This is a genomic window from Amycolatopsis umgeniensis (genome assembly GCF_014205155.1).
GTDB classification, from domain to species: Bacteria; Actinomycetota; Actinomycetes; order Mycobacteriales; family Pseudonocardiaceae; genus Amycolatopsis; species Amycolatopsis umgeniensis.
The window spans coordinates 8,678,449-8,703,693 of sequence record NZ_JACHMX010000001.1 but is presented as its reverse complement, the minus strand read 5'-3'; the positions used below and the strand labels follow the sequence as shown (position 1 = coordinate 8,703,693).

Genomic DNA, 25,245 nt, shown 5'->3' with positions numbered 1-25,245 from the left:
GCCGTCAGGCCCAGGTCAGCACGCCGTCCTCGCGGATGATCGGTCGCCCCGGTTGTGCCGCGCACGTGGGGTCGTGGATTTCGAGGCGGTCGGCGATGTCGGTGAGCAGGGCGCTCACGTTGCGCCACACGGTGCGGTGGGTGCCTGCCGCCGCCACCCAGTCCATGACACGCCCGCGTTCCGCGCCGGGACGCAGATCGACGACGAGGACGGAACCGTCGAGAGCGCGGAAGATGGGGATGAAGGCGGTGCAGAAAAGGACTGTGGGTTCGCCGGCGGGCTGACGGTGGCCGCCATCGGCGTGGCAACAGCGCACGTCGTGATGAACGCTCAAGCCGGCCCAGGTCGTCCGCACCCGGGCCACCGACAGCGGAAAGTACACGCCGGGGACGGTGAACGCGGTGTGGTGGTCCCGCTCGTCGTCGACACCGTCCATCAGCCGCCACCACGCGAGCAGATCATCCGGGAACACTTGTCCCGTCGCGCGCTGGACGGCTCGGACGTCATCGGCGGGCGCGGGAGGCCGCAGGGTGGCGGCCGTGGCAGGCGTGTTGGTGCGCAGCCAGGCCGTGATCCGCTGCCACGCCGGGCCGACACCGTTCACCGGTCCCCTGCCGGGCCGGGCCGTGACGCGGCGTGGGGCCGACGGGGTGGCGGGTACGGTCGCGTGCAGTCCCAGCGCCTGCAGGATGTCGTGGGGCGAGGTGAGCAGGTCGGGTTTGTGGTTCAAGTGGAATTGCTGGGCGGCGGTGAGCTGGTGCACGGCGAGGATGTCGCCGTTCTTCACGATCAGCAGTGCTCCGACCCGCACGACCGCTGAAGGGGTGTTCTGCAGGGCCGTCAACATCGGCGCGAGGTTCTGCATCAGGGTCGCGGTGTTGGTGGCGTCTTGTGCCTGCACCAAACGCGCTTCGACCGCGTGCGCCGCTGTCACGGCGGCATCCCGCCCGGTAGGGGTTTCGGCGGCGTCCTTCAACCGGCCCACGAGGCGGCGCATCCAGGACCCGATTTCGGGATCGCCCAGTTCGATGATCTCCGCCCCGGCCGTACGCACCAGGTCCTCGACCGCCCCCTGGACCACCTCGTGCCCGGCCGCGGCGGACAGATAGATCGCGATGGGAAATCCCGATGCCTCGTGCCGCAGCGTGTCGGGAGGCAGGGGTTCCGACGGCGCGGGCTCGAACAGGCTGGCCAGATCCGGTCCCTCATACGCGAGGAACTCATCGAGATCGTCACTGTGAAACTTGAGGTGAAAGGTCGGCTCGGGACGAGCTGATGACCGCCGCGCCAACGCGGGGCCCAGCCGCAGCCCACGCGCCTGGTCACCGACCCAGCGGGCGATCAGGGCACCGAGCTCGTCATCGACTTGTTCGGCCAGCAAGAGGAGAAAGGAGATCGCGGGCGGAATGCCATCCGGACCGGCGTTGAAGTCGGACAGGAGCATGAAGGCGCCCCACGCGTCGGTGACGCCCGCGAGCGGAGGCAACGGGATGCTCGGGCCGAGCGCGCGGCTCACCATGACCGCCAGGTAGCGGACCTCCACCTGAGTGAGGTGGAGACGCAAGGACGTCAGATCCTTGCCGGGGATCATGTCGAGGACGGCGCCGCTCAGCTCGAGAGTGGTGTGCTCACTCGACAGGGCCGCCGGTGCGGTAGCCGGTGAGTCAAGCTTTCCATGTGACCGGAGGTAGGCCGTTCCGGTGAAAGTCTTCACCGAAACCGGTATCGGTGTGTACGACTCCGGTAAGAGGCCCGGATCGGGCGCGATGACCTCGTCGAAGAAGCGTTGCGAGGAAATCATGACCATCGCGCTGGATTCGGCTGGCTCTTCCTCGGTCGCTTGCGCGTCCAAGATGCGGAAAGCGGTGTCGATCGCTTCACCGACCCACCCGATTCCGTCGTTGAGCACGTCGCCGGAGTTGAGGCAGACCCGCAGCCGGATCCGCGACCGCGGGGCGCGGGTGTGGTTGTAGCGGCGGAGCGCGACCACGATGCGATCCGGCAGACGGTCGGCGACGACGGTTTTGGCCGTTCCCGGCGGCAACAAGATCAGCACGCCGTCGCCGCGGTCCTCGCTCGCGCACGCGTCGAAGTCGACGTCGCTGTCGGAGAACGCGGCCTTCAGCACCTCGTACAGGCCTTGGCGCATGGCCAACCGATCGAACGGGCTCCGTTGTGGGGCTGTGAATCCCACGGCGCCGACCACGAGAATGGTGCGGTCGAGGGTCTGCGACGAGCGTGTCACCAGCCCTCCCTCCCTTGGTGTCGTTCCCGCGCCGCCTTGGCGGTAAAGACTCGATTATGGCGCCTACACGGGTTCGGCCCAAAGATTGTCCGGTACCGGACTTTTCCCCCAGAGGACTTCGAGGCCGATACGCGTTCGTCACGGAAACGAGTAGCTTGGGAAAGCGACGAGTGGTGCTGCCGTATCGACAGGTGGGCACGGGTGCGACTGCTCAGAGAGCGGAATTCACGGAAATGCCGGGGATGAGGGCGTCGAATCAGGTGCGGAGCGTGCCGGTGTCGAAGGTATTCGCAGTTCACACCCCCGATCGGATCGCCATGGATGTGGTGTTCGTCCATGGTCTGGACGGGGACGCGTTCGGGACGTGGTCACGAAAGGACACGGAATCCTCTTGGCCACTCTGGCTGGGCGGAGAATTCGCGGACGTCGCCGTCTGGACCGTCGGCTATGACGCCTGGTCGAGTGGGTGGCGCGGGCAGGCGATGCCCTTGCAGGACAGGGCCGTCAATCTGATGACGGCGTTGCAGAATCACGGGATCGGGGAACGGCCGCTCTGTTTCGTCACGCACAGCATGGGCGGGTTGCTCGCCAAGGAGATGCTGCTGTACGCGGCCGACGGATGTACCGAGTTCGCCTCGTTCGCGGGTGCCGTCAAAGGAGTGGTCTTCCTGGCCACACCGCACACCGGGGCTGGTCTCGCGAAAGCCGTCGATGCGCTGGGAGTTCTCTATCGAGGCACCCCCGCCGTGAAGGATCTCAAGCGCAACCAGACTTACCTGTTGCATCTGGGTGACCGCTACCGGAACTGGGCCGACGAGGCGAAAGTCCACAGCTTGGTCTTTTTCGAAACCCACGCCACCAGGGGCCTGCGTGTCGTCGACCAGGCGTCGGCGAATCCGGGTTTGGCGCGGGTCACGCCGATCGGCGTGGACGCCGACCATGTCGACATCTGCAAACCCGCTGATCGCGAATCACTCGTCTACGGCCGGGTCAAGCGTTTCCTCGCGACGGTGCGGTCGGACTCGCTGAAGGTAGGCGGCCCCGGGGAGGGTGGCTCGGTCGCCGAGATCGTGCCACCCGCCACGGCGAAGCTCATCGCCGACAAGACCGCGTCCTTTGTCGGCCGCGACAACGTCTTCCGGGAGATCGACGACTTCGTCGCGAGTGCGCCCAGCGGATACCTGACGATCAAGGGGGATCCCGGCGCGGGCAAGACCACCATTCTCGCCGAGTACGCGCGGCGTCACGGATGCGTCGCGCATTTCAATGTCCGCAGTCAGAGCCTCAACACCAGCCGGCATTTCATCCAGAGCTTCGGCAACCATCTGGCCGTCCGCTACGGTCTCGCGCCCGCCGCGCAAAGCACCGATCCGGAGAGGTACGGCGAAGTCCTTTCCCGACTGCTCGTCGAGGCGAGATCGAGCCTCGCCGCGGAGAAATCACTGGTGCTCGTCGTGGACGCTCTCGACGAGGTGAACACCGCCGGCGATCCGCCCGGCGCCAACGTGTTCTTCCTGCCCCAGCAGTTGCCGACCGGCGTGTACTTCGTGCTGAGCAGCCGCCGGACCGGCGTCCCCTTGCGGACCGATGGGCCGAGCCGGAGCTTCGACCTCCGCCAGCATCACGAGGACACCTTGAACGACGCCCGCGAGTATCTGCGACAGGAAGCCGGACGTCCACCGCTCCGCGACTGGCTCGACCGCCGGGAGATACAGTTGCCCTACTTCGTCGACGAGCTCGTCGAGAAGAGCGGCGGGAACTTCATGTACCTGCAGCACGTACTGCCTGAACTGGCCACCGGCGGCTACCGGGATCTCGACATCAAGCGCCTGCCACAAGGGCTTGAGCAGTACTACGAGTCGCATTGGCGCCTCATGGGCATGGCCGCGGGAGCTTCTTCCCGCCTCAAGGTCTGGGTCATCTATCTGCTCTCCGAGATCGCCCTCCCGGTTTCGGTGGGGGTGCTGGCCACGGTCGTGCGGAAGGTGGAGCCGGACGCCGATGCCATCGCCGTGCAGCAGGTCCTCCAGGAGTGGGGGCAGTTCCTGCACCGGGACGAGACGCCCGGCGGGCTGAGGTACAGCCTCTACCACTCCAGCTTCCAGGACTTCCTGCACCGCAACGACACCGTCACCAGCGCGAGGCTGGTGCTTCCCGATGTCGACGAGGTCATCGCCGACGTGTTGTGGGATCACGAGTACGGCAACGGAAAGACGGAGTGATGCGGGAAGACCCGGCGATCCTCGCGGAACTGTCCACAATGGCTCAGGGCCTGGCCCGGCGCCTGGACAAGGCGGGCCGGATCGACCGCCTGCTCGGTCTCTTCGGTGACGACCGGCGGGCGGCCCGGCGCTTCGATCGGGAGACGGGCGCGTGGGACGGCTACCAGGATGACCTCGAGGTGGCCTGGGACGCACTCGATCGCAGGCTGGCGGCGCCCGAGGAGGATGCCGCCGATCTGGTTCCGGACCTGCTCCGGATCGCGCTCGTGCGCGCGACCCTCTCCTCGGCCGACGAGGTGCCGCCCGCGCTGGTGGCCGCGGCCGTCCGCACCGGCTGCTGGACGGTCCGGCGTGCGGCGGCCACGATCGACAGGCACCCCACCTCCGGGCACCGCGGCCAGATGCTGAGCGGACTGCTGCGCGCCATGAGCACCGACGACGACCTGTGGGGCCCCCTGGTGGCCCAGCTCGCCGAACTGGCTTTCCTGCCATCACCGGACCTCCCCGCCGAGGCCCTGCTCTCGGGTCTCGACCTGCTGGAACCGCCCGAGCGTCTCGCCGTGGTGGACCGGATCGCCACGGACGTCGCGGTACTCCCGACCGGAGCGCCGTTCGCCCCGGTCGCCGGGCCGCGGGTACTGGCGGAAACCGCCGTCCTTGCCATCGAGACAGTTCCCGAAGCCGGGCGCCCGGTGTTTCTGGCGAAGGTCGCGGACTCGCTGCTCGACAACTTCACCCCCTCCGCCCCGACGCGGCCCGAGCAAGCTTCCGACCGGCAGAAGTCACTGTGGGAGCTGTCGCTACAGCACGTCGGCGAAACGACCTTCGACCCACGGCCGGCGTTCGCGCAGGCGGCGGAACTGCTGGCGCGGTTGGCCGGATTCCTCCCCGCACTTCCCACGGGACAGCGGCTGGCCGAGCGACTCGCCGCCGTGGTGGCGCGCGTGCCGGACCAGGAACGCCGCGACAGTCTCGTCAGGGCGTTCGAGACCGCCTTTCCCGATGGCGGCCTCGTCTGGCCGGCTGACGAGCCGGAGGACAGCGCGGCCGAAGACGTGGCACTGCCCGACGACGAGCGGCGGCCGGTCGAGACGGACGACGATGAGGGACCACCGGCCTGGTTCGTCGCCGAAATGCGGCGCAGTGTCGGACCTGTGCTGGCAGGCTTCGCCGCCGAGGCGCAGGGGCTGCCCGACGAGGTCCTCTACCGGTTCGTGCGGGAGGCGGCCGCCCCACAGGATCTCGTCACTCAGCTTTTCGCGCTGCCGGCCGCGCCCGTGTCGCGCAAGATCAGGGCGGGTCTGCTGATCGCGGCGCTCGACCACCATTTCCGCAGGGGTACGCTGCGGGCCGCCTGGCACGGGGTCGCGCCCCAGTGTCTCGTCGATGTCGAGTGGAACGCCGTTCTGACCTTCGTCCTGACACTCCCCGCCGAGGAAGAGCGCACCGCACTCCACCTCGCCTACGGTGAACAACGCGAGGCGCGGCATCTGGTCGACGGCTCGAACCACGCCGCCGACGCGGAGCGGATCCCCCGGCTGGCGGCCCTGCGCCTCACCCTTCCGTACCTCACCGAGGAACAGGTCGGGATCGCCTTCACCAACCTGATTTCGTTGACCGACCCGTGGACGCTGCGCCTCGCCCTCGAGATGCTCGCCCCGCGCCTCGACACGGCACAAGTCGCCCAGGGCCTGCGCGAACTCCGGGCGGGAGGCGACGCCCGCGAGCAAGTGTGGTTCCTGCTCGAGTTGGTCCGCGGGCTGGATCCCGCCGACCCTCGCCGACAGCGGATCATGCGATGGAGCCTCGACGCGATCGCCGCGATGCGGACGGGCGCGGACCTCGGTCTCTTCACCGCGACAGAGGATCTGCCGGTGGAGCAGATTCTGGACGCGTTGCGGGCCGTGGACGACAACAACCGCACTGACGCGTTCCTCGCGATCGCCCGGGCGACCTCCGGGCCGCTACCCGCCGAGATCGTGGAGGAATCGCTGCTTCTTCCCGTGCTCAACGCGACCGGACACTACAGCCCGCGCTGCGAAGTGATCGCTTCGATCGCCGACCGCTTTCCGGACGAGACGGTGGAAGCCGCGTTCCATGCGGCCATGGAGTTACCGAGACGGCTCGACATCGGCGACTCCCAGCTCTGGGGATGGAACTGGGGCTACGAGTATCCGCTCGGCTCCGCATTGCGAGAGCTTGCTCCGCGGCTTCGCGGGGAGTCGGCGGAGGCGGCCTTCACCGCCTGCCGCGACTTGCCGTGGATAGCCAGGGAGGACGTGCTGGAACAGTTGGCCGCGCAGGCGGACGGCCCGCTGGCCGCCGCGCTGTTCGACTACTCGATCGCGATCCACGACCAGTACCTGAACCTGCCGGACTCGGCGCCCGCCGGGCACCCCTTGGAAGGCACCGTCGTCACGGAACCGATCAGCCACTTCAAGCTGAACCACGAAGTACACCTCGCCGAGATGATCGCGGCCACCGCCTCGAAGCTCGACCCCTCGCGGCTGCGGCAAGCCGTCGCCCAGGCGCAGGCCCTCCGGGCCGGCGGGCCGAACGCCTGGCTGCCTGCGCGTCTGCTCCCCTTTCTCGACGAAGACCAGCGCGAACCTCTCCTCTCGGGTGCCGTGATCGCCGCGCTGGAGTTCGTCGGCCACGACCCGAGCCGCCTCGACCTGGTGACCGACCTCCTGCCCGGCATGCACGCGGAGATCAGCCGACGGCGAGAGCCCCTGGACCGGTTCCTGGGGCAACGCTTCGACGGTCGCCACGATCTGCTCACCGAGGAGGAGTTCCACGTCCTGTCCGAAAAGGACGGTCAGGAGTACCTCCATCTCACCGGCGCCGACTTGCTCGCCGAAATGCGCACGCTGATCGAGGCAGGAGATGGTGCGGGCGTGCGCGCGATGCTCATCAAGGTGATGCTGAGCCCGCTCTACGCCGAGAACCTGCAGCAAGCCCTCACCGGAATGCTCACCGGAGCCCCGCTCCGGACAAGGATCGACGCGCTCGAGAACATGAAGGAGATTCTCCAGCCCGGCGCGCACGCGAGCGTGGTCAGGATGGCCCTCCAGCAGGTGGTGGACGGCGAACTGGAGCCGATGGATCGCGTCAGGCACCTCGCCGCGCTCCTGCCGCATCTCGACCAGGACACCCGGGACGGCCTGGTCGCCGTCGCCTCCCGCTTGCCGGGCCCACAGATCGAGGACGAACGAGAACGCCGCAGCGCCTTTCTCCTGCTGACGCTGAAGGAATTCGAGAAACCCTTGATGCGAGACCGCAGATTCGACGAATTCCGGCACAGCTCGACGATGCAGCTCATCCGACGCGGGATCTCCGATCACGACAGCAGCCCTCTCCAGCAGCACCGGACCGCAAGAGTCCCGCTGCTCGACGCGCTCGGGCCGACCCTGTCCGAAGCGGGTGTGGCGCTCGCCGTCGAACTCGTACGCGGCATGTCCGACGAGATGGAACGAGCCGGTGGCGTCGCCGCTCTCCTGCCCGTCGCCACGGGGGAATCTCGCGGCATCCTGCGCTCCGTCCTCACTGGACTGACCTCACCTTTCGCTCGCTGGCTGGTGCTGTTCACCAGCATGGAGACCTTGCGAGCGGACGAGGATCCGACACTGACGGAGTTCGCGCGATCGACCGCCGAGGACTTCCTCGAGCCGAAGGAGGTGGCCGTCTTTCTGCTCCTGCTCATCGATTACGCACACGACGAGCGGCGAGAGTGGATCGGCCGGGCTCTGGCGCTGGCCGGGACCCTGCCGGTCGACGACCGGCTCAAGATCATGGCGATCGCGGCACAGCACGGGAAAACCGATCCCGGCCTGGCCCGGATGGTCGCCGACCACGTCTGTGCCTTGCCGACCCCGGCGTCCGTGCACGACGGGTGGACGATGGCGACCCGGATGGGCATCGGCGGGGCCTCCCTCACCGACGCTCAGCTAAGCCAGGTGCGGCTCGCCGAATCCGCCCACCTGAGAGCCGCCGCCCGGCGAGGACGCGCCGAACTGCTGCGAACCCTCGCCGAGACGAGCGGCGCCATCGCCGAACTGACCACTTCCGAGGGTGTCCTCGACATCGCACAGGCGGTACGTGACATCTGCGTCGAATGGCATTGGCCGTCAGCCGTCTGACTCACGGCGTTCGAGCACTCCCGCGAGGGCGGACGCCAGCCGGGCGACGGTGGGATCGTGGTCGTCGGCCAGATGTCGCAGGACGCCCTGGGCAAGGACCGGTGGCATCTCGGCGAGGGCCTGGGTCAGGCGGATCCGCGTCGCGGGATCCGCGGTGGGTGAGGCGAGTTCGCCGGTCAGCGCGCTCATGATCCGGTCCGCGCGGTCGGCGTCGCGCGCCAGGGTTCCGAGGACCTCGGCAGCCTCGACGTCGGTCGTACCCTCGACCACCATGCGGACGAGTGACGGTACGGCCGCGGTCCGGCCGCGCGAACCCAAGGCCAGCGCGGCACGGCCGCGGACCGTCGTGTCCGGGTCGTCGAGCGCCTCCGTCAGCACCGCGGCCGCCTCGTCACCGGGCATCCCGGCGATCGCGTGGACCGCGCGTCGCCGGACGTCGACATCCTCTGAACGCGCGCCGGTCGCCAGGCTCGCCACGCCGTCGCCACCCGCCCTGGCGAGTGCCCACCTCAGGGCTCCGGCGACGTTCGGATCGGCCTCGGCGAGGACCGCCCCGGCCAGCAGCTCGGTGGGCACCGGCACGTCCTCGGCCGGGGCGAGGACGGTCTGCTGCCGTCGCGCGGAGTGAGGCGAGTTGAGCCCGTGCAGGAGCTCGACGATGCGGAGCACGCCCTCCCAGCCGGTCGGCGACGAGGCATCGACGGTACGAAGCCGATCGAGCAACTCCTGCTCCCGCTTCAGCCGCTCCTCGGTCCGCCGGATGAGGTCGCCGACCAGATCGGACGGCTCGAAGGCGGGATCCTCCAGAGCGCGCCCGATCTGGCGCAGCGACAAGCCGAGGGACCGCAGGCTCTCCACATGGAAGATCCGGCGGATGTCCTCCTCGGAGTACTCGCGGTAGCCGCCGAAAGTGCGGCCCGTCGGCCGCACCAGCCCGAGGGAGTCGTAATGCCGGAGCATCCGGCTGCTCACCCCCGAGCGGCGCGCCACCTCACCGATCAGCATTCACGCTCCTCCTGCTCGTTCCGGGCCGAGCGCGAAGATCCGCTTCGCCTCGTCTACGGCCGGGTCGAAAGCGGCGTCCGGGTCACGCAGGAGCCGCTCCGTGGCACGGGCATGCGCGTGCACCTCCGGGTCGGCGCTCGCCAGCCCGGTCCTCAGGGCGGGCTCGATCTCGTCTCCGAGCGCGACGAGCGCCCTGCTGAGACTCAGCCGCACCTTCCGGTCGCCGCGGCCGAGTTGTGCCGCCAGGTCCCCGGCCAGCTCCTTCCGCTCCCCGTCGGGGACGAGGACGACAGCGGCACGCCAAGCGCTTCGCGCGACCTCGTCGTCGGCGTCGTGCAGCAGCGACCGGGTGATCGCGGGCCACGCGGCGCGGTCCCCGATCTTGGACAGCGTGTGCAACGCCTGGCTCCGGGCCTGAGCGACCTCGGATCCGAGCTCCGCCAGGAGCGCCGGCACCGTGGTCTCCCCTGGCAAGCGGGTCAACGCCCAGGTCAGCATGTCTCGCACGAAGAAGTCCGGCTCGATCGCGCACCGCGTCACAAGCGTGTCGACGAACCCGGCGTCCGGGTGCGTCCCGGCCGCCAGGGCCGCCTGGAGCCGCGTCGACGAGCTCTCGGAGCTCAAAGCGTCGAGCAGCCGCCTGTCCGGCGAAGTCCTCTGTGTCGTGTTCATGGGGATCACCTCCTGCCCACAGTGAAGACCTTGTCACACTGTCAAGGTCAAGGCCGGAATCCGAAAGCCGGTCAGCTGCTCGTCCCGGCCATACACTGGATGGCGAGGGGGCAGAACCTGATGACTGCCGATCTTCCGTCGTGGGCCCGGCGCCTTCGCGCCATGCGCGAGGCACACGGCTGGACGCTGACCGACGTCGCCCAGCGAATGCGCGAGCACATCGACGAGCCTTTGCCGGAAATCGGCGATCTCTGTCACCGATGGAAGGCGTGGGAGCGAGGCGAGGACAAGCCCGACACCTTCTTCCAGCCGATGGTCGCGACGACGCTCGGCACCGTGACCGCGGCCCTGTTCCCGCCACACGCCCGCCCAAGCGCGCTCAACCCGACAGGCATGGACGATCTGGAGATCGTCAGCCGGCTTCAGGCCTCCGACGTCAACGAAGCCACGCTCGAAGCCGTCCGGATCACGGTCGACAGGCTGTGTTCCGAGTACGCGCGACGCCCTCCGGCCGAGCTGATCCCCGAAGGTCGACGATGGCTCCGTCTCCTGCTCAAATTGCCGAGACTGACCCTTCGGCAGCAACGAGACGTGCACGAACTGGCGGGCTGGCTCGCTCTGCTGGTCGGATGCCTGGAGTACGACCTCGGCGATCGCACGTCGGCGGAAGCGAGCCGCAGGTCAGCCCTCAGCCTCGGACGAGAATCCGGCAGCGGTGGAATCCTGGGCTGGGCTCACGAGATGCGTGCCTGGTTCTCGTTGACACGAGGCGACTACCGCGACGTCACGCTCGCGGCGAAGGCGGGTCAAGCCGTCGCGGGCAACCACAGCGTTTCGGTCCAGCTCGCCGCGCAAGAAGCGAAAGCGTGGGCCCGCATGGGCCGCCGAAAGGAGATGCGAGCCGCTCTGGAGAAGGGGCGCAAGCTTCTCGATGCGATGCCGTACCCGGACAACATCGACAACCACTTCGTCGTGGACCCGAACAAGTTCGACTTCTACTCGATGGACTGCTACCGCCACGTCGGCGAGAACGACCTCGCGCGTGAGCTGTCGGAAGAAGTCATCAGGGCGAGTACCGGTTTCGACCGAAGCGAACGCTGGCCGATGCGGATCGCCGAAGCTCAGATCACCCTCGGCGTCGTCGCGGCTCGCGAAGGAGACCTCGACGAGGCGATCGGTCTCGGCCGACGCGCACTCGACGGGGAGCGCAAGTCACTCCCCTCCCTCGTGCTCGTCGCGCAGGACCTCTCCGACGTCCTGCGCGAGCGGTTCGGCGGCGAACCGGAGGCCGCGTCCTACCTCGACCGGCTTCGCGTCGTCGCAAGGCGGGTTTGACGGCTCAGCCGTCCAGCGCGGGTCCGATCCAGCGGCGAACGAGGGCGCGCAATTCGTCGTCGGTGTGCGCGGGCTCCGAGGGGTACTGCAGGAACGAGAGGAACAGGCGCATCAACATCTCCGCGAGCCCTTCGAAGTCCTCATCGGACTCGACGCCCGCCGCGGCCCACTCGACCGAGACGTTCCGCAGGATCCGCGCGCCGAGGGAGAAGGACTGCGACGACGTGACAGCCACGGTGAAGACGTCGGCTTCGCCCGCTTTCAGCAGCAGTCCCAGATACGGCTCGTCGGGGACCGCCCGGACGCCGAACACCACGGATTCCACGGCGACCTCGGCGGCGCTGCCGAACGAGGCCAGATGCCGCCCCATCCGCCCGGCGAACTCCTCGACCCGGTCCAGTGCGACCGCGCCGAGGATGTCGGCCAGGCTCGGGAAGTAGCGATAGACGGTCTGCCGGGTGATGCCTGCTTCCGCGGCGACGTCGGAGAGGCTGGTCTTGGCGAGGCCGACGCGGTCGATGCACGCCGTCGCCGCCTCGACGATCCGGCGGCGTGCCTCGCGCTCGGTTCCGGGCGGGTTGCCCTGCCATCCGTGGTGCCCCATGACTCCCATCTTCCCCGAACGGAGAAGCTCAGACGGTGGCAGGTGCCTCGCGCCGCACGCGGTACAGCGTGGCGAGCATCAGTCCGGCGCCGAGGAAGCAGGCGAGCGCGTAGGGTCCGCTGCCGATCGGGGTGCCGTCTTCGGTGAGGCCGCCCTCGGCGGAGAAGTACGCGGGCAGGGCACCGAGCCAGAACATGGCCATGGCACCCAGGTAGACGGCGGGATAGAACCTGGCGAAGGCGGTCAAGGGCTCGCCGGGGCCCCGGTGCCGGACGAAGATCCAAGTACCGGCCAGCCACAGCAGAGCCAGTTCGACGCCGAGCACCCAGGCTTGCGCGGTGGTGTTCCCGCCGAAGACGCTCGACGGGATCCCGGCGATGGCCATGGTCGGCGAGGTGAGCACACCGGCCACCAGGATGCGCGCCGCGAGCGACCATCCGCGCCGCGATCCGGTCAGGCGCACGACGAGATAGGTCATCGCCCCCATCGAGACGGAGGCGAAGAGCAGCATGCTGTTCATGGGCACCGAGTCCAGCGCGGGCTGGTTGACGATCCGGTTGTCACCGTTCCAGGCCCACCATTTCAGCTGGGGCCCGAGGTGATCGAAGACCTCGTAGAACACCTGACAGGCGAAGGCGACAGCCACCGATCCGATCAGCGCGCCGCGGGCGCGGAAGATCCCGAGTGACCGCACGAGTTCGTAGGCGAGCTGACTGATCATCGGATAGAACGCCACGATGTAGAGCGGCAGCCGATCCGCCATGAACTGCACGCTGAACCGGTTGTGGGCGAAGATGAACCCGTACTGCCGCTCGAGACCGAACCACTCCGGGAAGTACAGCGGAGGCTCGATGACGAAGAGGTAGACGAGCGAAGCGCACCACAGCGCCAGGTTGACCGAATCGCCCTCGCGGTGACGCCGGATCGCGTGCACCAGAGCGAAAACCGCGCCGCCGATGACGAGCAGTTCCAGCAGTGGCATCGTCCACTGTGGTGCGTCCCAAGGGGCGCGGAGGGAAAACCAGGGGGAAACGTCGTGACAGTCGAACCCGAGCCCCCGGGTGACGGCTTCCGCGTCCGGCCCGCACACGGTGCTCACCGGGAGACCGCCGGCGAGTAGTCCATGACCGGCGGCTCGGCCCGGGGGTCGAAGTCGAACGGAACCCGGTGCCGCCCGAGCGCGGCGCGGATCCGGTAGCGCAGGAGCCCCACGAGCACCCGCGGGTTCGTCATCATGTCGCGCAGGGATTCGTCGAGGTTGAACACCTTCGCGAAGTGTTCGTCGACCACGTCGTCCTCGCGGGCCGCGCCGACGATGAGCCGGAACGCCGGACCGGACACCGCCGCGAGGAGACGTCGCTTCCACTCCCCCGCTTTCTCGGTACCGACAGCGCAGGCGTACCCCTGATCCCTCGCCATCGCCAGGCTCCACGGGACGGCGAGCAGTTTCCGTTGCGCGGCGAGGAAGCGGGCGGAGAATCGCGTGTCGAGACGGTCCGCGCAGGAGAGGTGCTGTCGCAGCAGCAGTGCCGAGCCCGCGGCGGAACTGATCCCCTGCGCGTAGAACGGGTTGAACGCGCAGATCGAGTCACCGATGAACGCCAGGCGTTCCGGCGGGGTGCGCAGACGGTCGTAGCGGCGCCATTTGTTGCCTGTCGACCGGGTCAGATGTACCTCCGACGTCGGGGTCGACCGGTCCATCGCGGCCGAGAACAGCGGCGTCCGAACGCGGCGGGCCGACTCGACGAACGCCTCGGTGGTGCGGGGCATCTCGAGCCCCCACGAACCCATGCAGGCGATGACGCGGTTCCCCTCGATGGGGAAGAAGTTGACCAGGAACTCGTGCTCGGCGGGATGCTCGCCCCTGTCGGGGGTCGGCATGATCACCAGATGCCGCCACCACCAGGACGCGGGCCTCTCGTCGCGGGACGGCAGGTCGTACCAGCGCGAGGTGTAGGTGACCTTGGCGTCGAGGGTCCGGACCTCGGGCTCAGGCCACCCCGCGGCCGCCAGCCAGGCACCGGCGGAGGAGCCGCGGCCCATCGCGTCCACCACGAAATCGGCGTCGACGTGCTCGTCGCCGTCGCGGGTGGAGAACCCGACCCCGGTGACCTCGCCGGCCCGGGTGGTCAGCCCGCACACCGTCACGCCTTCGCGGATCACGACCCCGGACAGGGCACGGACCTTGTCGCGCAGTACGCGCTCGATGAGGATCCGCGAGCCGTAGATCATCGTCATCGCGCTGCGTTTCCGCGCCGACCAGCCCGCTCCGTCGAGATAGGCGGCGTCCATGGACGGCATGAGATGCAGTCCCCCGGCGGCGATGAGATCGTCCTCGAACCCGGGGAACAGCTCGCCGATCGCGCGGCGGCCCGAGTTCAGCAGGAAGTGCGGGTGTTTGCTCTGCGGAACTCCGCGCCGGTGTTCGGCCTCGGCCGGGAGCTTGTCGCGTTCGAGCACCAGGACCTGGTCGAAGTACGGGGCGAGGGCGCCCGCGGTGCAGAGACCGGCGGCACTGCCACCGAGGACGACGGCGGTTTCACCGAGTCGCATACGGATCAGCTCCCAGCGTCATTCATACAAATTGACAACGCCTGTATGAATGTATGAATGACGCCGGGAGCTGTCAAGGAGGCGATCAGCGGATGTCGCGGATGAGGTCGCCGATGGCGACGTCGACGTCCTGCCACTTGTACTCGTCCGTGTTGATCAGGAAGGTCACGGACCGCTCGCCGTCTTCGGTGACGGCGTTGCGGAACTCGTGACCGCCGGGCATACCGCCACTGTGGCCCCAGGTGACGAGGCCAGGAGTGAGCTCGTAGCGCTCGACGCCCAGGCCGTAGCCCTCACCCGAACCGTCATCGACGGTCTTCTTCATCTCGGCGAGCTGGGCGGGCGCCAGCAGTTTCCCGGTCAGCAACGCGTTCCAGAAGACTGTCGCGTCGGCGCCCGTCGAGATCAGCGCTCCCGACGCGTCGGCGTCGGACGTGTTCCATTCCGTCCTGTCGGCCAGAACCCCGTCCCTGTTCACATAGCTCCGCAGCTCCGGCTTGGGGAGCGTGGTCCGGTCGCCGGGCCAGCTGGTGCCGCACAGGCCCAGGGGTCTGATGATCCGTTGCGTGATCTCGGTGCCGATGTCGCGGCCGGTGACCTTCGTGACGATCAAGCCCGCCAGGTTGTAGTTGGTGTTGGAGTAGGCGAAGCCCGACGGGGCCCGGTCATCGGGCGGGGGCAGGGCCAGCGCCTGCCGGACCGTCCGCATGGGCTCGATGTGATCCCAGCGGTGCGCCTCCTCGTCTTCCCAGAACGGCGCGTCGAGGAAGTCGGGCAGGCCGCTGGTCTGCTGGAGAAGCTGCCGGACCGTGATCTTCCGCCCGTCGTAATCCTTGGTGCGGATGAGTTTCGGGAAGAAGTCCTCGACGGTGTCGTCGAGATCGATCTTGCCTTCACCGACGAGCTGGAGCACGACGGTGGCCGTCCAGGTCTTGGTGTTGCTGCCGATCCGGCTGTGTTCGCCGCCGGTGACCTTGCGTCCCGTCGCCCGGTCGGCGACGCCGACACCGCCGGTCCAGACGCCGCAGCGCGGGCTCTTCACCGTCACGACGACCCCTGGGACACCGACTTTCTTCAACGCTCCCAACGCTGTCTGGATGGGCTTGGGGTCACATCGCGGCGCGGCGGCCGACGCGACGGGCACCGCCACCAAAGAAGCCGTGACCGCCAAGGTCGCGGCGACACTGGTCCAACCTCGCATGATTTCTCCTTTCAGCGGACAGACAACTTCCGCGTCCTGACGGTGTGGCGGCCGAGCACGGCGGGCAGGACGGTCACGCCGCTGCCCGGACCGTCCGGAACGGACAGTGAGCCGCCGTCGAGCCGGAACGCGTCGGTGAGATCCTCGGCGTAGTAACGGCTGGAGGCGGAGATGTCGTTCGGCAGCACGAATCCGGGCAGCGCGGCGAGCGCGAGGTTCTGCGCGCGGCCGACACCGGTCTCCAGCATTCCCCCGCACCAGACGGGGATCCCTTGCGCGACACAGACATCGTGGATCCGCCGGGCCTCGAGGTAGCCCCCGACCCGGCTGGGTTTGATGTTGACGATGCGGCAGGCGCCCAAGGCGATCGCGGTGGCGGCGTCGCGCGCGGAGTGGATCGACTCGTCGAGACAGAGGGGTGTGCGCAGGAGTTTCGCGAGCTCGGCATGACCGCGCAGATCGTCTTCCGCGAGCGGTTGCTCGATCTGGACGAGGCCGAAGTCGTCGAGCCCGCGCAGGTGTTCGGCGTCGGTGAGCGAGTAGGCGGTGTTCGCGTCGACCTGCAGCGCCACCTCGTCGCCGAACTCGCGGCGGACCGCGCGAACGGGTTCGAGGTCCCAGCCCGGTTCGATCTTGAGCTTGATCCGGACGTAACCCTGCTCCAGGTAGCCGGACACCGTTTCCAGCAGATCCGCGATCGTGTCCGTGATCCCGACGGACACCCCCGCGGCGACACGGTCGCGCACCGCGCCCAGGTAGGTCGCCAGTGGCATCGCGTGCGCGCGGCATTCGGCGTCGAGGATCGCCGTTTCGAGCAGCGCCTTGGCCATGGGATTCCCTTTGACCGGGGCCATCGCGCCGGCGAGGCGGGCGGCGGTCAGCCGGTCCAGCGCGGCGACCCTCGGCACGAGGTGATCGGCCAGGACTCGTTCGGCACCTGCGGCGAACTCCGGGCTGTACATCGGTTCGGGGTCGCCGCCGAACTCCGCCCAGCCTTCGGCGGCATCCGTCACCACGTGCAGCAGCATGGTGCGCCGCTCGGTGTCGATTCCGCACGAGGTCCTGAATGGACGGACTAGCGGAAGGCGGACCTCCAGGAGTTCGACGAGTTCGATTTTCACGGCTGCTCCGTCCTGGTCAGGCGGTACCAGCCGGATCTGCTGAACCCGGTCGCGGTGAAACCCGCGTCGAAAGCCGGCAGCAGGACACCGCGGACGGCTTCGCGCCATTCCGCGGCGAGTTCCCGGTCCTGGTGGCGCGTGGTGACGATGTCGGCGGGAACCCGGCACCAGTACCCGTTTTCGTCGCGCGCGCTGAACGGCCTGCCGTCCGGTGCGGACCCTCCGTCGACGTCCGCGACGGCGAAGTCGGGTCCGGTGACGTGGACGGGCCAAGGGCCGGAAAGCGGCCAGACGGCGGTGAGCCGATCGGTCTCGTCGTGCCCGTTGACACCGTCGTCGATCGGGCCGAAGAAGTTCACCCGGTACTCGGTGGCGGCGGCGCCGAGTTTGGCGAGGTTGAAGTGGGCGTTGCGGCTCACCAGCGGGTCGAAGGTCCAGGCCATCGAGGTCGCGCCGTGGTCGAGCGCCCAGACCCGCTGTGCCTGTTTGAGCGCGAAACCCACTCCGCGATCACTCGTGCGGGCGGCCGCGATCACCGAGTAGACGGCTTGCGAAGCCGGTCGGCAGAACAGCAGCACGGAGGCCGCGATGACCTCACCGCCGTCGCTGGAGTAGTGCACGGCGCCGCCCGCGTGGGCGAAGGCGCGCAACGCGTCGACCCCGAGCGGGGGCTGATGTTCGGGGGTCTGCCACACGCCGGCGAGGAATCGCGAGACCGCCTCGACCGCCGCGAAGTCTTCGGCCAGCCGAATCCGGACGCCCGCACGGGTCGCGGCGCGTGCGGCGACTTCGACGGCGCTCGCCCGGACCGCTGTGGGTACTGTCGCCGGGGCGGCCCGCGGCGCCCTGCCTGGAAGGTGCATGCTGACAGCCTCACGTCCACACTGGCCACGCGCCTACGAGTGCCGGTCCAGAGAATTCGTGAATGTTTTGTGCGACCGGCCAAAGAGGTGAGAATGCTCGACACGGAGGAACCGGATCTCGGACAGGTCCTCGACGCACTGGGCGCTTCCCTGGTGCGGCCGTTGACAGCGTTGCCGGAGCGGCCGGTCCCGGTCTCGGGCGTGCTCATCCACGAGCGGCGTGCCCCGCTGCCGCCCGTGAAGGACGCGATCCTGCTGGCCGTCGGCGTCGGCACTGCCGAACCGCGGGCGAAAGACCTCGTCGATTCCGCGGCCGCGGGCGGTTATGCCTGTCTGGTGGTGAAGAGCTTCGGCGAACCGGTCGCCGAATTGACCGAAGCCGCGCGAAAGTCCGGTCTCGTCCTGCTCGCCGCCGACGAAGCCGTGGCCTGGCACCACCTCGACGCGATGATCTCCTCGGCCCTCGCCTCGGCGGCGCGCGTCACGCAAGGCACCGGGAGCCCGGCCGTCGGCGATCTGTTCGCACTGGCCAACGCGATCGCGGGCATGGTCGGCGGGGCGGCCACGATCGAGGATCCGTACCGGCGCATCCTTTCCTACTCGACGCTGCCCGGTCAGGGCATCGACGAGGGCCGTCGCCAAGGCATCCTCGGGCTCCAGGTACCGGACGCTCCGGACCATTACGACGAGCAGTACCAGGCGCTCACCCAGACTCGGCACACCTGCCGGTTCCCAGCCATCCCCGGCGGTCTGCCCCGCCTCGGGGTCGCGGTCCGCGCCGGGGACGAGGTGCTCGGCTCGATCTGGGTCGTCGATGCCGAAAACAGTCTCGACCAGGCGGCCGAACAGGCGCTCTTCGACGCCGCGGACATCGCCGCGCTGCATCTGCTCGCGGCGAGGACCGCGGACGACGCCGTCCGGCGCCGACGCGCGGATCTGGTGCGGCGTCTGCTCGCGGATCCCAGCAGTGTCACCGCCGTGGCCCCGCAACTCGGCCTTGACCCGAACGCCGGAGTGGCGGTGGCCGCGTTCGCGGTCGGTTCCGACGACGCCGACGAGGTTCTCGCGGTCCACGCGGCCACCCGCCTCGCCGATCTGGTGAGCCTGCATTGCGAAGCGCACTACGGGAAACACGGCTGCGCGTTGATCGACGGCACGGTCTACGCGCTGTTGCCGAGCGGGCCCGGGCCGAACGCGCATCGCGAACTCGTCGCGGGCATCGCCCGGCGGGCCCATGGCGCGCTGCGGGTGCTCATCCGGGCGGGTCTCGGTTCGGTGGCCGTCGACCTGCGCTCGATCGCGAGCTCACGTGCCGACGCGGATCTCGTCCTCCGGGCGCTCGCCGAACGGCCGGGCGAACCGGAAACCTGTCAAGTGGCCTCGATCGACGAGGTGTGGGCGGGCGCGACCTTGTCGGCCCTGGCCCGGATTCTCGTCGCGCACGAGGCGCTGCCACGCAGGCTCGGGCCTTCGATCCGCGCCCACGACCTCGAACACGGCACGACCTACGCGTCCACGATCCTCGCCTACCTCGGCTCCAACAGCGACACCGCGGCCGCGTCCAGCCTGCTGTCCGTGCACCCGAACACGATCCGGTACCGGCTTTCCCGCGCCGAAGAGATCTTCGGTTTCGACCTCGCCGATCCGGACGAGCGTCTGGTGCTCTGGCTGCGGTTGCGGCTGGGCGACCAGCTGGGCTGGTGAACGTCACCGACGCCGTCGAAGCGCCCGCCCGGCGAGCGTCCCCGTCGGCTTGCCGTCCTGGAACGCGATACGGCCGTTGACCAGGACGTGGCGCATTCCGTCGGCATAACGGTGCGGCTCGAGGTACGTGGCGTTGTCCTGGACTTCCTCGGGCACGAAGACCGTCAGATCGGCGAACGCGCCGGGACGGACCACACCGCGATCGGTCAGCCTCAGGTTCTCCGCCGGCAGGCTGGTCATGCACCGCACGGCTTCCTCGAGGGTCAGCACCCCCTCGCGTACGTAGCGTCCGGCGACGCGGGCGAAAGCGCCGTAGGTGCGGGGATGGATGGAAGTGTCGGTGAACGGCGGCTCCGCGGCGAGGGCCTCCGAGTCCGTGCACACCGAGACCCACGGGTACTGGAGCGCGCGCCGGACATGCGCCTCGGACGAGGTGAACTCGGCGACCAGGAGCTTCGGATGCGCGGCGACGATGTCGAGCAGGGTGTCGAGAGGGTCGCTGTCGCCCCGAGTGCCGCTGACCTCGGCGAGTGTCCGGCCCTTGAGGTCCCCGTCGCCGAGCAGGAGGATCCCGTCCGCGCCGCCCGATCCGAGGTACAGGTTGTCCCAGTCCGTTCCGGGGCTGCCGATGGCTTCTTTGATCGCGGCCCTGGTCTCGCCGTCCGCGATCCGGGCCGCGAGTTCGCCGTGACCACCCACGTGGAACCTCGGCGGGATGAACGCCGAAAGGAACGTGGATCCCGCCTCGTACGGGTAAACGTCCGCCGTCACCTGGATCCCGGCGGCTCTGGCCCGCTCCACGCGTTCGTACACCCTGCTCATCGCGGGCCAGTTCTCGCGGCCGGATGCCTTCAGGTGGTAGATCTCCGCCCGCGCCGAAGACTCCCTCGCGATCCGGATGAGTTCGTCGACGGACTCCAGGAGCCTGTCCGACTCGCCCCTGATGTGGGAGATGTAGAGCGCGTCGTGCTCGGCGAGGACACGCGCGTACGCGATCAGTTCCTCGGTGGAGGCATAGCTTCCCGGCGAATAGATCAGCGCGGATCCCACACCGAGGGCTCCGTCGGAGAGTTCGGCGTCGAGCAGCGCGCAGGCGGCGGCCAGTTCGTCCTCGGTCAGCGGCCTGTCTTCGGAACCCGCGTAGGGCATCCGCAGGTTCTCCGCGCCGACGAAGCTGCCGACGTTCAGGCCCACCCCCGTTTTTTCGAGTTCCGCGAGGAAATCGCGGAGACGTGGCCAACTCGTCCGGACGCCGTAGTGCCGCGGTTCAGCCTCGACGATGTCGGCCATCCTGCCGGTGACCGGCCCCAGCGATCGTCCCTCGCCGAAGATCTCCGTGGTGATCCCCTGATAAAGGTCGGAGAGGCCCCGGGGGTCCAGTTGCAGGGTTTCGTAGCCGTGGCTCAGGACGTTGATGAATCCTGGCGCGACAACGCATCCCTCGGCGTCCAGCACCGGGCAGCCGGAATCGGGAACCTCCCCGACGGCTTCGACGCGGTCGCCGGAGATCGCCACGTCGGCGCGGCGGGCGGGGGCTCCCGTGCCGTCGACGACCGAGCCTCCCCTGAGGACGAGATCTGTGGGCAAGGTGTGTCCTTTCTCGAGTGGTCTCGTGCGTGGTAAGGACGGCTATCGAGGGAAAGACAAACGTGGCTCGGTCGCGCGTGGCCTGAGGCGACGTCGCGAAAGCCACTTTCGGGACATCAGGTGTCCCGAAAGTGGCTTTCGCAACACCCGAGCCCACACCCAGACAAACGACCCGCTGGGGCCGGGAGAGAAAGACACGTTGCGAAAGCCACTTTCGCAACGCTGAAGGTTGCGAAAGTGGCTTTCGCAACCCCACCCCCGTATCGGGCACCGGAGAGTGCCATCCCGCCACCTTGCCCCACCACTCACGAGATCAGGTGCGTTCACGTTGGGGCACGGCGGAAAGCAGCGCCTTGGTGTAGGGATGGCGGGGATCGTGGACCACGTCGTGGGCGGGCCCCTGCTCGACGATCTTGCCGAGGTACATCACGACGATCCGGTCGGCGAAATGCGCGGCCGTGGACAGATCGTGGGTGATCATCAGGATCGCCGTGTCCCGGTCCTTGCGGAGCGTGTCCAGCAGGGTCAGCACCCCGGCGCGGACGGACACGTCCAGCATCGAGACCGGTTCGTCGGCGAGCAGCACATCGGGGTCGAGGACGAGCGCGGCGGCGATGGCGACCCGCTGCCGCTGACCACCGGAAAGCTCGTGCGGGTAGCGATCGAGGAAGGCGGTGGCCGGGGACAGTCCACTGCGTTCGAGGGTTTCCTCGATCAAGGTGACCCGAGCGGCCTTCGAGTCGCCGATGCCGTGGATCAGCATCGGTTCCTCCAGGATGTCCCGGACCCGGCACAACGGATCCAGCGATTCGTACGGATCCTGGTAGATCATCTGGACCCGGCGCCGGATGGGCCGCCTACCGCGCTCGGAGAGCCGGCTGATCTCCTCGCCGTCGAGCCGGACCGATCCGGCCGTCGGCCGGACGAGCCCGCAGATCGCCGAGGCGGTGGTGGACTTCCCGCAGCCGGACGCGCCGACCACGGCGACCATCTCGCCTCGGCCGAGGTGGAAACTGACGCCGTCCACCGCGTGCACGACACTCCGGGGACGTCTGCCCAGCGCCTGGAACAGGCCGCGCCGCACCGGGTAGTGGATCGCGAGGTCCTCGACCTCGAGCAGGGACTGGGTCATCGTGACTCCACCGGTTCTTCGTTGCGGAAACAGGCGGCGCGATGGCCGGGCCCGGCGGTGCGCAGCGCCGGATGCTCGCCTCCGCAGCGGTCCATCGGCACGTCGCACCGGGGCCGGAAGGCGCAGCCGGTGATCTCGGCGTCCAGCCTCGGCGGAGCGCCGGGGATGGTGACGACCGGCTCCCGTCCGTACAGATCGGGCGTGGCCGCGAACAACAGCCGGGTGTACGGATGCCGGGACGCCGACGTGAGCTCGTCCGCGGGCCCGTCCTCCACCATCTTCCCGGCGTACATCACCGCGGCCCGGTGGCAGAACCGCGTCACCACCGGCAGATCGTGGGTGACCAGCACCAGCGCCATGCCGAGTTCCTCGGTCAGCCGGGTCAGCAGTTCGAGGATCTGCGCCTGCACCAGCACGTCCAGCGCCGTCGTCGGCTCGTCGGCGAGCAGGATCTTCGGCTCGCACGCCAGCGCCATCGCGATGGAGAGCCGCTGCCGCATGCCGCCGGAGAACTCGTGCGGATAGCGGTTCGCGGCCTCGGCGGGGATGCCGACGAGTTCGAGCAGTTCCCGGACCCGTTCGCGGGCCTGTTTCCCGCGGGCGACGCCGTGGTAGGCCACCGGTTCGGCGATCTGCCAGCCCGCCGTCTTGACCGGGTTGAGCGCGTTCATCGCGCCCTGGAACACCATCGCGATGTCCCGCCAGCGGTGACCGCGGACCGAATCCTCGCCCTCGGCAAGGATGTCGGTGCCGTCGATCCGGACCTGACCGGACACCGAGGCGGTCGCCGGGAGCAGTCCCATCAACGCCAGGATGGTGGTGGTCTTCCCGCAGCCGGACTCACCGACGAGGCCGAACCGCTCACTTGGCTCCAGCGCGAAACTCACGCCGTCGACGGGGTGGACCTGCCCGCCGTGCGGCAGGTCGAACCACACGTGCAGATCGCTGACTTCCAACACGCTCATCGGGCGTCCGCCCCCTTCACGGTGAGGGCGCGCACACGCCACCGGCGCCCCGAAAGATGCGAGATCTTCAGCCTCGGGTTCAGAGCGTCTTCGATCGCGCGGCCGAGCAGGAAGCAACCGATGCTCACCGCGGCGATGACGAAACCGTCGGGCACGATCGCCCACCAGGCACCGGAACTGATCGCGGTGCGCGCGAACGCGTGTTCCAGGATCGTCCCCCAGGTCGTGACGCTGGGATCCTGCAGGCCGAGGAAGGCCAGCGCGGTCTCCAGGTAGATCGCCGCCGAGACGGTCAGCACGGTGTTGGCGATCAGCAGCGGTCCGACGTGGGGAAGGATGTGCCGCACGATCACGCGGCCGTTGCTCGCGCCCAGCCCTCTCGCGCGTTTGACGTAGGCACGTTCGCGCAACGACAGCACCTCGGCGCGGACGATCCTGGCGGTGGAGGTCCACTGCAGCAGGCCGATCACCAGGATGACGTGGAACAGGCTCGGTCCCCACACCGCGGCGATCACCATGGCCAGCACCAGATCCGGCAGGACGAGCAGGACGTCGGTGATCCGCATCAGGACGGTGTCGGGCCAGCCGCCGAAGTAACCCGCCACGATGGCGACCGTGCCGCCGATCGCCATCGACACCAGGGTGGCGGTGAACGCGACCACGAGCGAGGTCTGCCCACCGTGCATGAGCAGGGACACCATGTCGACGCCGCCGTCGTCGCAGCCGAGCCAGTGCCGTCCGGACGGGGGTTCGAAGACGGCACAACTGCTTTCGACAGCGCTGTACGGCGAAAGGTACGGCGCGAGGATCGAGACCACCACGAAGACCGCGATGAGCGCCAGCCCGACGGCGGCGGACTTGTGATCGCGCAGCACCTTCCGGAGGACCCCGGCTCCGCGCGGGCCGCCGGTGTCACCGATGCGGACGCTCATGCGTTCACCCTTCGGTCGAGACGGAAACAGACCAGATCGGCGGCGAAGTTCAGCAGGATCACCGAAACGGTCAGGATCAGGAAGGCGCCCTGGATCATCGGGTAGTCCCGCTGGCCGATCGCGGTGAACGTGGCCATGCCGAGACCCGGCCAGCTGAAGATCACCTCGACCAGCACCGCGCCGCCCACCACGTAACCGAGGTCGAGCGCGACCATGGTGACGATCGGTGGCAGGGCGTTGCGGACGGCGTGCCGCCAGACGACCCGGCGGGCCGGGATCCCCTTGGCCCGCGCGGTGAGCACGTAGTCCTCGCCGAGGGTCTCCAGCACCGAGGACCGGACGACCAGCGTGTAACCGCCGTACGCGGTCAGGATCATGGTCGCCGCGGGCAGCACCAGATGGCTGCCCACGTCCGCCGCGTGCTGCCAGAACGGCGGGCTGTCGAACAGGAACAGGTCCGACATCCCGCCCGCCGGCAGGACCCCGGCGAAAAGGATCAGCAGGACGAGGCCGAGCCACTGCGCGGGAAACGAGTAGACCAGGGTCGCCACGCCGGTGTTGAGGTGATCGAGCGGGGAGGATCGGTGCCAGGCCGACAGGACGCCGGAGAGGATCCCGATGATGATCGCTCCCACTGTGCCGACTCCGGCCAGCAGCACCGTGTTCTTCAGGTCGTCCAGCAACAGGTGGCTCACGGATTCCTGATAGGTGAAGGAAACCCCGAGATCACCGTGCAGCAGGTTCTTCAGGTAGATCAGGTATTGCTCCCCTTTGGACTTGTCCAGGCCGAACCGCTCCATCAGGGCCTGCCTCAGTTCCGGCGTGGAATGGGGCACCTTGGCCAGATTGCTCACCGCGTCGCCGGGCAGCACCCGGAACAGGAAGAAATTGCCGGTGATCGCGAGGAAGATCGTCACCAGGGAGAAGACGCCCCTGCGCAGTACGTACTCCAGAACGCGCACGGC

18 protein-coding genes are annotated in these 25,245 nt (G+C 68.6%); 4 read left to right on the top strand and 14 right to left on the bottom strand.

The features are described 5' to 3' along the window. Positions 1-4 precede the first annotated feature (4 nt). On the bottom strand, positions 5-2,245 hold the full coding sequence (locus HDA45_RS42635; protein ID WP_343072263.1) for a hypothetical protein: 2,241 nt from the start codon (positions 2,243-2,245) through the stop codon (positions 5-7). Between the two features lie 317 nt (positions 2,246-2,562). Between HDA45_RS42635 and HDA45_RS39680 the strand changes: the two genes are divergently transcribed. Beyond that, complete coding sequence (locus HDA45_RS39680; RefSeq protein ID WP_184904331.1) at positions 2,563-4,467, top strand: AAA family ATPase; 1,905 nt, start codon at positions 2,563-2,565, stop codon at positions 4,465-4,467. Then, entirely contained in the window at positions 4,467-8,606 is a 4,140-nt protein-coding gene (locus HDA45_RS39675; protein ID WP_184904329.1) for a hypothetical protein, read from the top strand. Before HDA45_RS39680 ends, HDA45_RS39675 begins: the two co-directional genes overlap by 1 nt. On the opposite strand, the gene HDA45_RS39670 is transcribed toward HDA45_RS39675, so the two are convergent. Both HDA45_RS39670 and HDA45_RS39665 read right to left on the bottom strand, forming a co-directional pair. Then, complete coding sequence (locus tag HDA45_RS39670) at positions 8,595-9,611, bottom strand: MerR family transcriptional regulator (protein WP_184904326.1); 1,017 nt, start codon at positions 9,609-9,611, stop codon at positions 8,595-8,597. The two genes, HDA45_RS39675 and HDA45_RS39670, sit on opposite strands and share 12 nt — an antisense overlap. Continuing rightward, positions 9,612-10,283, bottom strand: a complete 672-nt coding sequence (locus tag HDA45_RS39665; RefSeq protein WP_184904324.1) for a HEAT repeat domain-containing protein — start codon at positions 10,281-10,283, stop codon at positions 9,612-9,614. Positions 10,284-10,403: 120 nt separating this feature from the next. Here HDA45_RS39665 and HDA45_RS39660 point away from each other — a divergent pair, with 120 nt between their 5' ends. After that, entirely contained in the window at positions 10,404-11,618 is a 1,215-nt protein-coding gene (locus tag HDA45_RS39660; RefSeq protein WP_184904321.1) for a tetratricopeptide repeat protein, read from the top strand. A 4-nt stretch (positions 11,619-11,622) separates the two neighbouring features. Here HDA45_RS39660 and HDA45_RS39655 read toward each other — a convergent pair whose 3' ends face one another. From HDA45_RS39655 to HDA45_RS39630, 6 genes are all read right to left on the bottom strand, one after another. Further along, the gene (locus HDA45_RS39655; RefSeq protein ID WP_184904319.1) at positions 11,623-12,222 is read right to left on the bottom strand and encodes a TetR/AcrR family transcriptional regulator; all 600 of its coding nucleotides are present in this window, start codon (positions 12,220-12,222) and stop codon (positions 11,623-11,625) included. A gap of 28 nt (positions 12,223-12,250) precedes the next feature. Continuing rightward, positions 12,251-13,321 (bottom strand): hypothetical protein, encoded by a 1,071-nt coding sequence (locus tag HDA45_RS39650; protein WP_184904317.1) that lies wholly within the window; start codon positions 13,319-13,321, stop codon positions 12,251-12,253. Further along, complete coding sequence (locus tag HDA45_RS39645; RefSeq protein WP_184904315.1) at positions 13,318-14,775, bottom strand: FAD-dependent oxidoreductase; 1,458 nt, start codon at positions 14,773-14,775, stop codon at positions 13,318-13,320. The genes HDA45_RS39650 and HDA45_RS39645 overlap by 4 nt, the downstream gene beginning before the upstream one ends. An 85-nt stretch (positions 14,776-14,860) precedes the next feature. After that, positions 14,861-15,976, bottom strand: a complete 1,116-nt coding sequence (locus HDA45_RS39640; RefSeq protein WP_184904313.1) for a serine hydrolase domain-containing protein — start codon at positions 15,974-15,976, stop codon at positions 14,861-14,863. A gap of 11 nt (positions 15,977-15,987) precedes the next feature. Beyond that, entirely contained in the window at positions 15,988-17,097 is a 1,110-nt protein-coding gene (menC, locus tag HDA45_RS39635) for an o-succinylbenzoate synthase (RefSeq protein WP_184904311.1), read from the bottom strand. Continuing rightward, positions 17,094-17,960 (bottom strand): hypothetical protein, encoded by an 867-nt coding sequence (locus HDA45_RS39630; RefSeq protein ID WP_184904309.1) that lies wholly within the window; start codon positions 17,958-17,960, stop codon positions 17,094-17,096. Before HDA45_RS39630 ends, menC begins: the two co-directional genes overlap by 4 nt. Before the next feature lie 93 nt (positions 17,961-18,053). On the opposite strand from HDA45_RS39630, the gene HDA45_RS39625 reads away from it, so the two are divergent. After that, positions 18,054-19,664 (top strand): PucR family transcriptional regulator, encoded by a 1,611-nt coding sequence (locus tag HDA45_RS39625; RefSeq protein ID WP_184904307.1) that lies wholly within the window; start codon positions 18,054-18,056, stop codon positions 19,662-19,664. A gap of 3 nt (positions 19,665-19,667) precedes the next feature. Here HDA45_RS39625 and HDA45_RS39620 read toward each other — a convergent pair whose 3' ends face one another. The 5 genes from HDA45_RS39620 to HDA45_RS39600 all read right to left on the bottom strand — a co-directional run bounded on the left by HDA45_RS39620 (position 19,668) and on the right by HDA45_RS39600 (position 25,242). After that, positions 19,668-21,251, bottom strand: coding sequence for an N-acyl-D-amino-acid deacylase family protein (locus HDA45_RS39620; RefSeq protein WP_184904305.1), 1,584 nt, complete (start codon positions 21,249-21,251; stop codon positions 19,668-19,670). Positions 21,252-21,564: 313 nt separating this feature from the next. Next, complete coding sequence (locus HDA45_RS39615) at positions 21,565-22,383, bottom strand: ATP-binding cassette domain-containing protein (RefSeq protein ID WP_184906514.1); 819 nt, start codon at positions 22,381-22,383, stop codon at positions 21,565-21,567. After that, complete coding sequence (locus tag HDA45_RS39610; protein ID WP_184904303.1) at positions 22,380-23,348, bottom strand: ABC transporter ATP-binding protein; 969 nt, start codon at positions 23,346-23,348, stop codon at positions 22,380-22,382. The genes HDA45_RS39615 and HDA45_RS39610 overlap by 4 nt, the downstream gene beginning before the upstream one ends. Beyond that, positions 23,345-24,280 carry an ABC transporter permease gene (locus tag HDA45_RS39605; protein ID WP_184904300.1) on the bottom strand — a complete coding sequence of 312 codons (936 nt, stop codon included), beginning with the start codon at positions 24,278-24,280 and terminating at the stop codon, positions 23,345-23,347. The genes HDA45_RS39610 and HDA45_RS39605 overlap by 4 nt, the downstream gene beginning before the upstream one ends. Next, the gene (locus tag HDA45_RS39600) at positions 24,277-25,242 is read right to left on the bottom strand and encodes an ABC transporter permease subunit (RefSeq protein WP_184904298.1); all 966 of its coding nucleotides are present in this window, start codon (positions 25,240-25,242) and stop codon (positions 24,277-24,279) included. Before HDA45_RS39600 ends, HDA45_RS39605 begins: the two co-directional genes overlap by 4 nt. Between the last annotated feature and the right edge of the window lie 3 nt (positions 25,243-25,245).

Bases quoted from the DNA above. Each gene is read 5' to 3' on its own strand.
- HDA45_RS39625 (WP_184904307.1), top strand. From the start codon at position 18,054: ATGCTCGACACGGAGGAACCGGATCTCGGACAGGTCCTCGACGCACTG.
- HDA45_RS39610 (WP_184904303.1), bottom strand. From the start codon at position 23,348: ATGAGCGTGTTGGAAGTCAGCGATCTGCACGTGTGGTTCGACCTGCCG.
- HDA45_RS39640 (WP_184904313.1), bottom strand. From the start codon at position 15,976: ATGCGAGGTTGGACCAGTGTCGCCGCGACCTTGGCGGTCACGGCTTCT.
- HDA45_RS39660 (WP_184904321.1), top strand. From the start codon at position 10,404: ATGACTGCCGATCTTCCGTCGTGGGCCCGGCGCCTTCGCGCCATGCGC.
- HDA45_RS39630 (WP_184904309.1), bottom strand. From the start codon at position 17,960: ATGCACCTTCCAGGCAGGGCGCCGCGGGCCGCCCCGGCGACAGTACCC.
- HDA45_RS39680 (WP_184904331.1), top strand. From the start codon at position 2,563: ATGGATGTGGTGTTCGTCCATGGTCTGGACGGGGACGCGTTCGGGACG.
- HDA45_RS39645 (WP_184904315.1), bottom strand. From the start codon at position 14,775: ATGCGACTCGGTGAAACCGCCGTCGTCCTCGGTGGCAGTGCCGCCGGT.
- HDA45_RS39655 (WP_184904319.1), bottom strand. From the start codon at position 12,222: ATGGGGCACCACGGATGGCAGGGCAACCCGCCCGGAACCGAGCGCGAG.
- HDA45_RS39605 (WP_184904300.1), bottom strand. From the start codon at position 24,280: ATGAGCGTCCGCATCGGTGACACCGGCGGCCCGCGCGGAGCCGGGGTC.
- HDA45_RS39670 (WP_184904326.1), bottom strand. From the start codon at position 9,611: ATGCTGATCGGTGAGGTGGCGCGCCGCTCGGGGGTGAGCAGCCGGATG.
- HDA45_RS39615 (WP_184906514.1), bottom strand. From the start codon at position 22,383: ATGACCCAGTCCCTGCTCGAGGTCGAGGACCTCGCGATCCACTACCCG.
- HDA45_RS39675 (WP_184904329.1), top strand. From the start codon at position 4,467: ATGCGGGAAGACCCGGCGATCCTCGCGGAACTGTCCACAATGGCTCAG.
- HDA45_RS39665 (WP_184904324.1), bottom strand. From the start codon at position 10,283: ATGAACACGACACAGAGGACTTCGCCGGACAGGCGGCTGCTCGACGCT.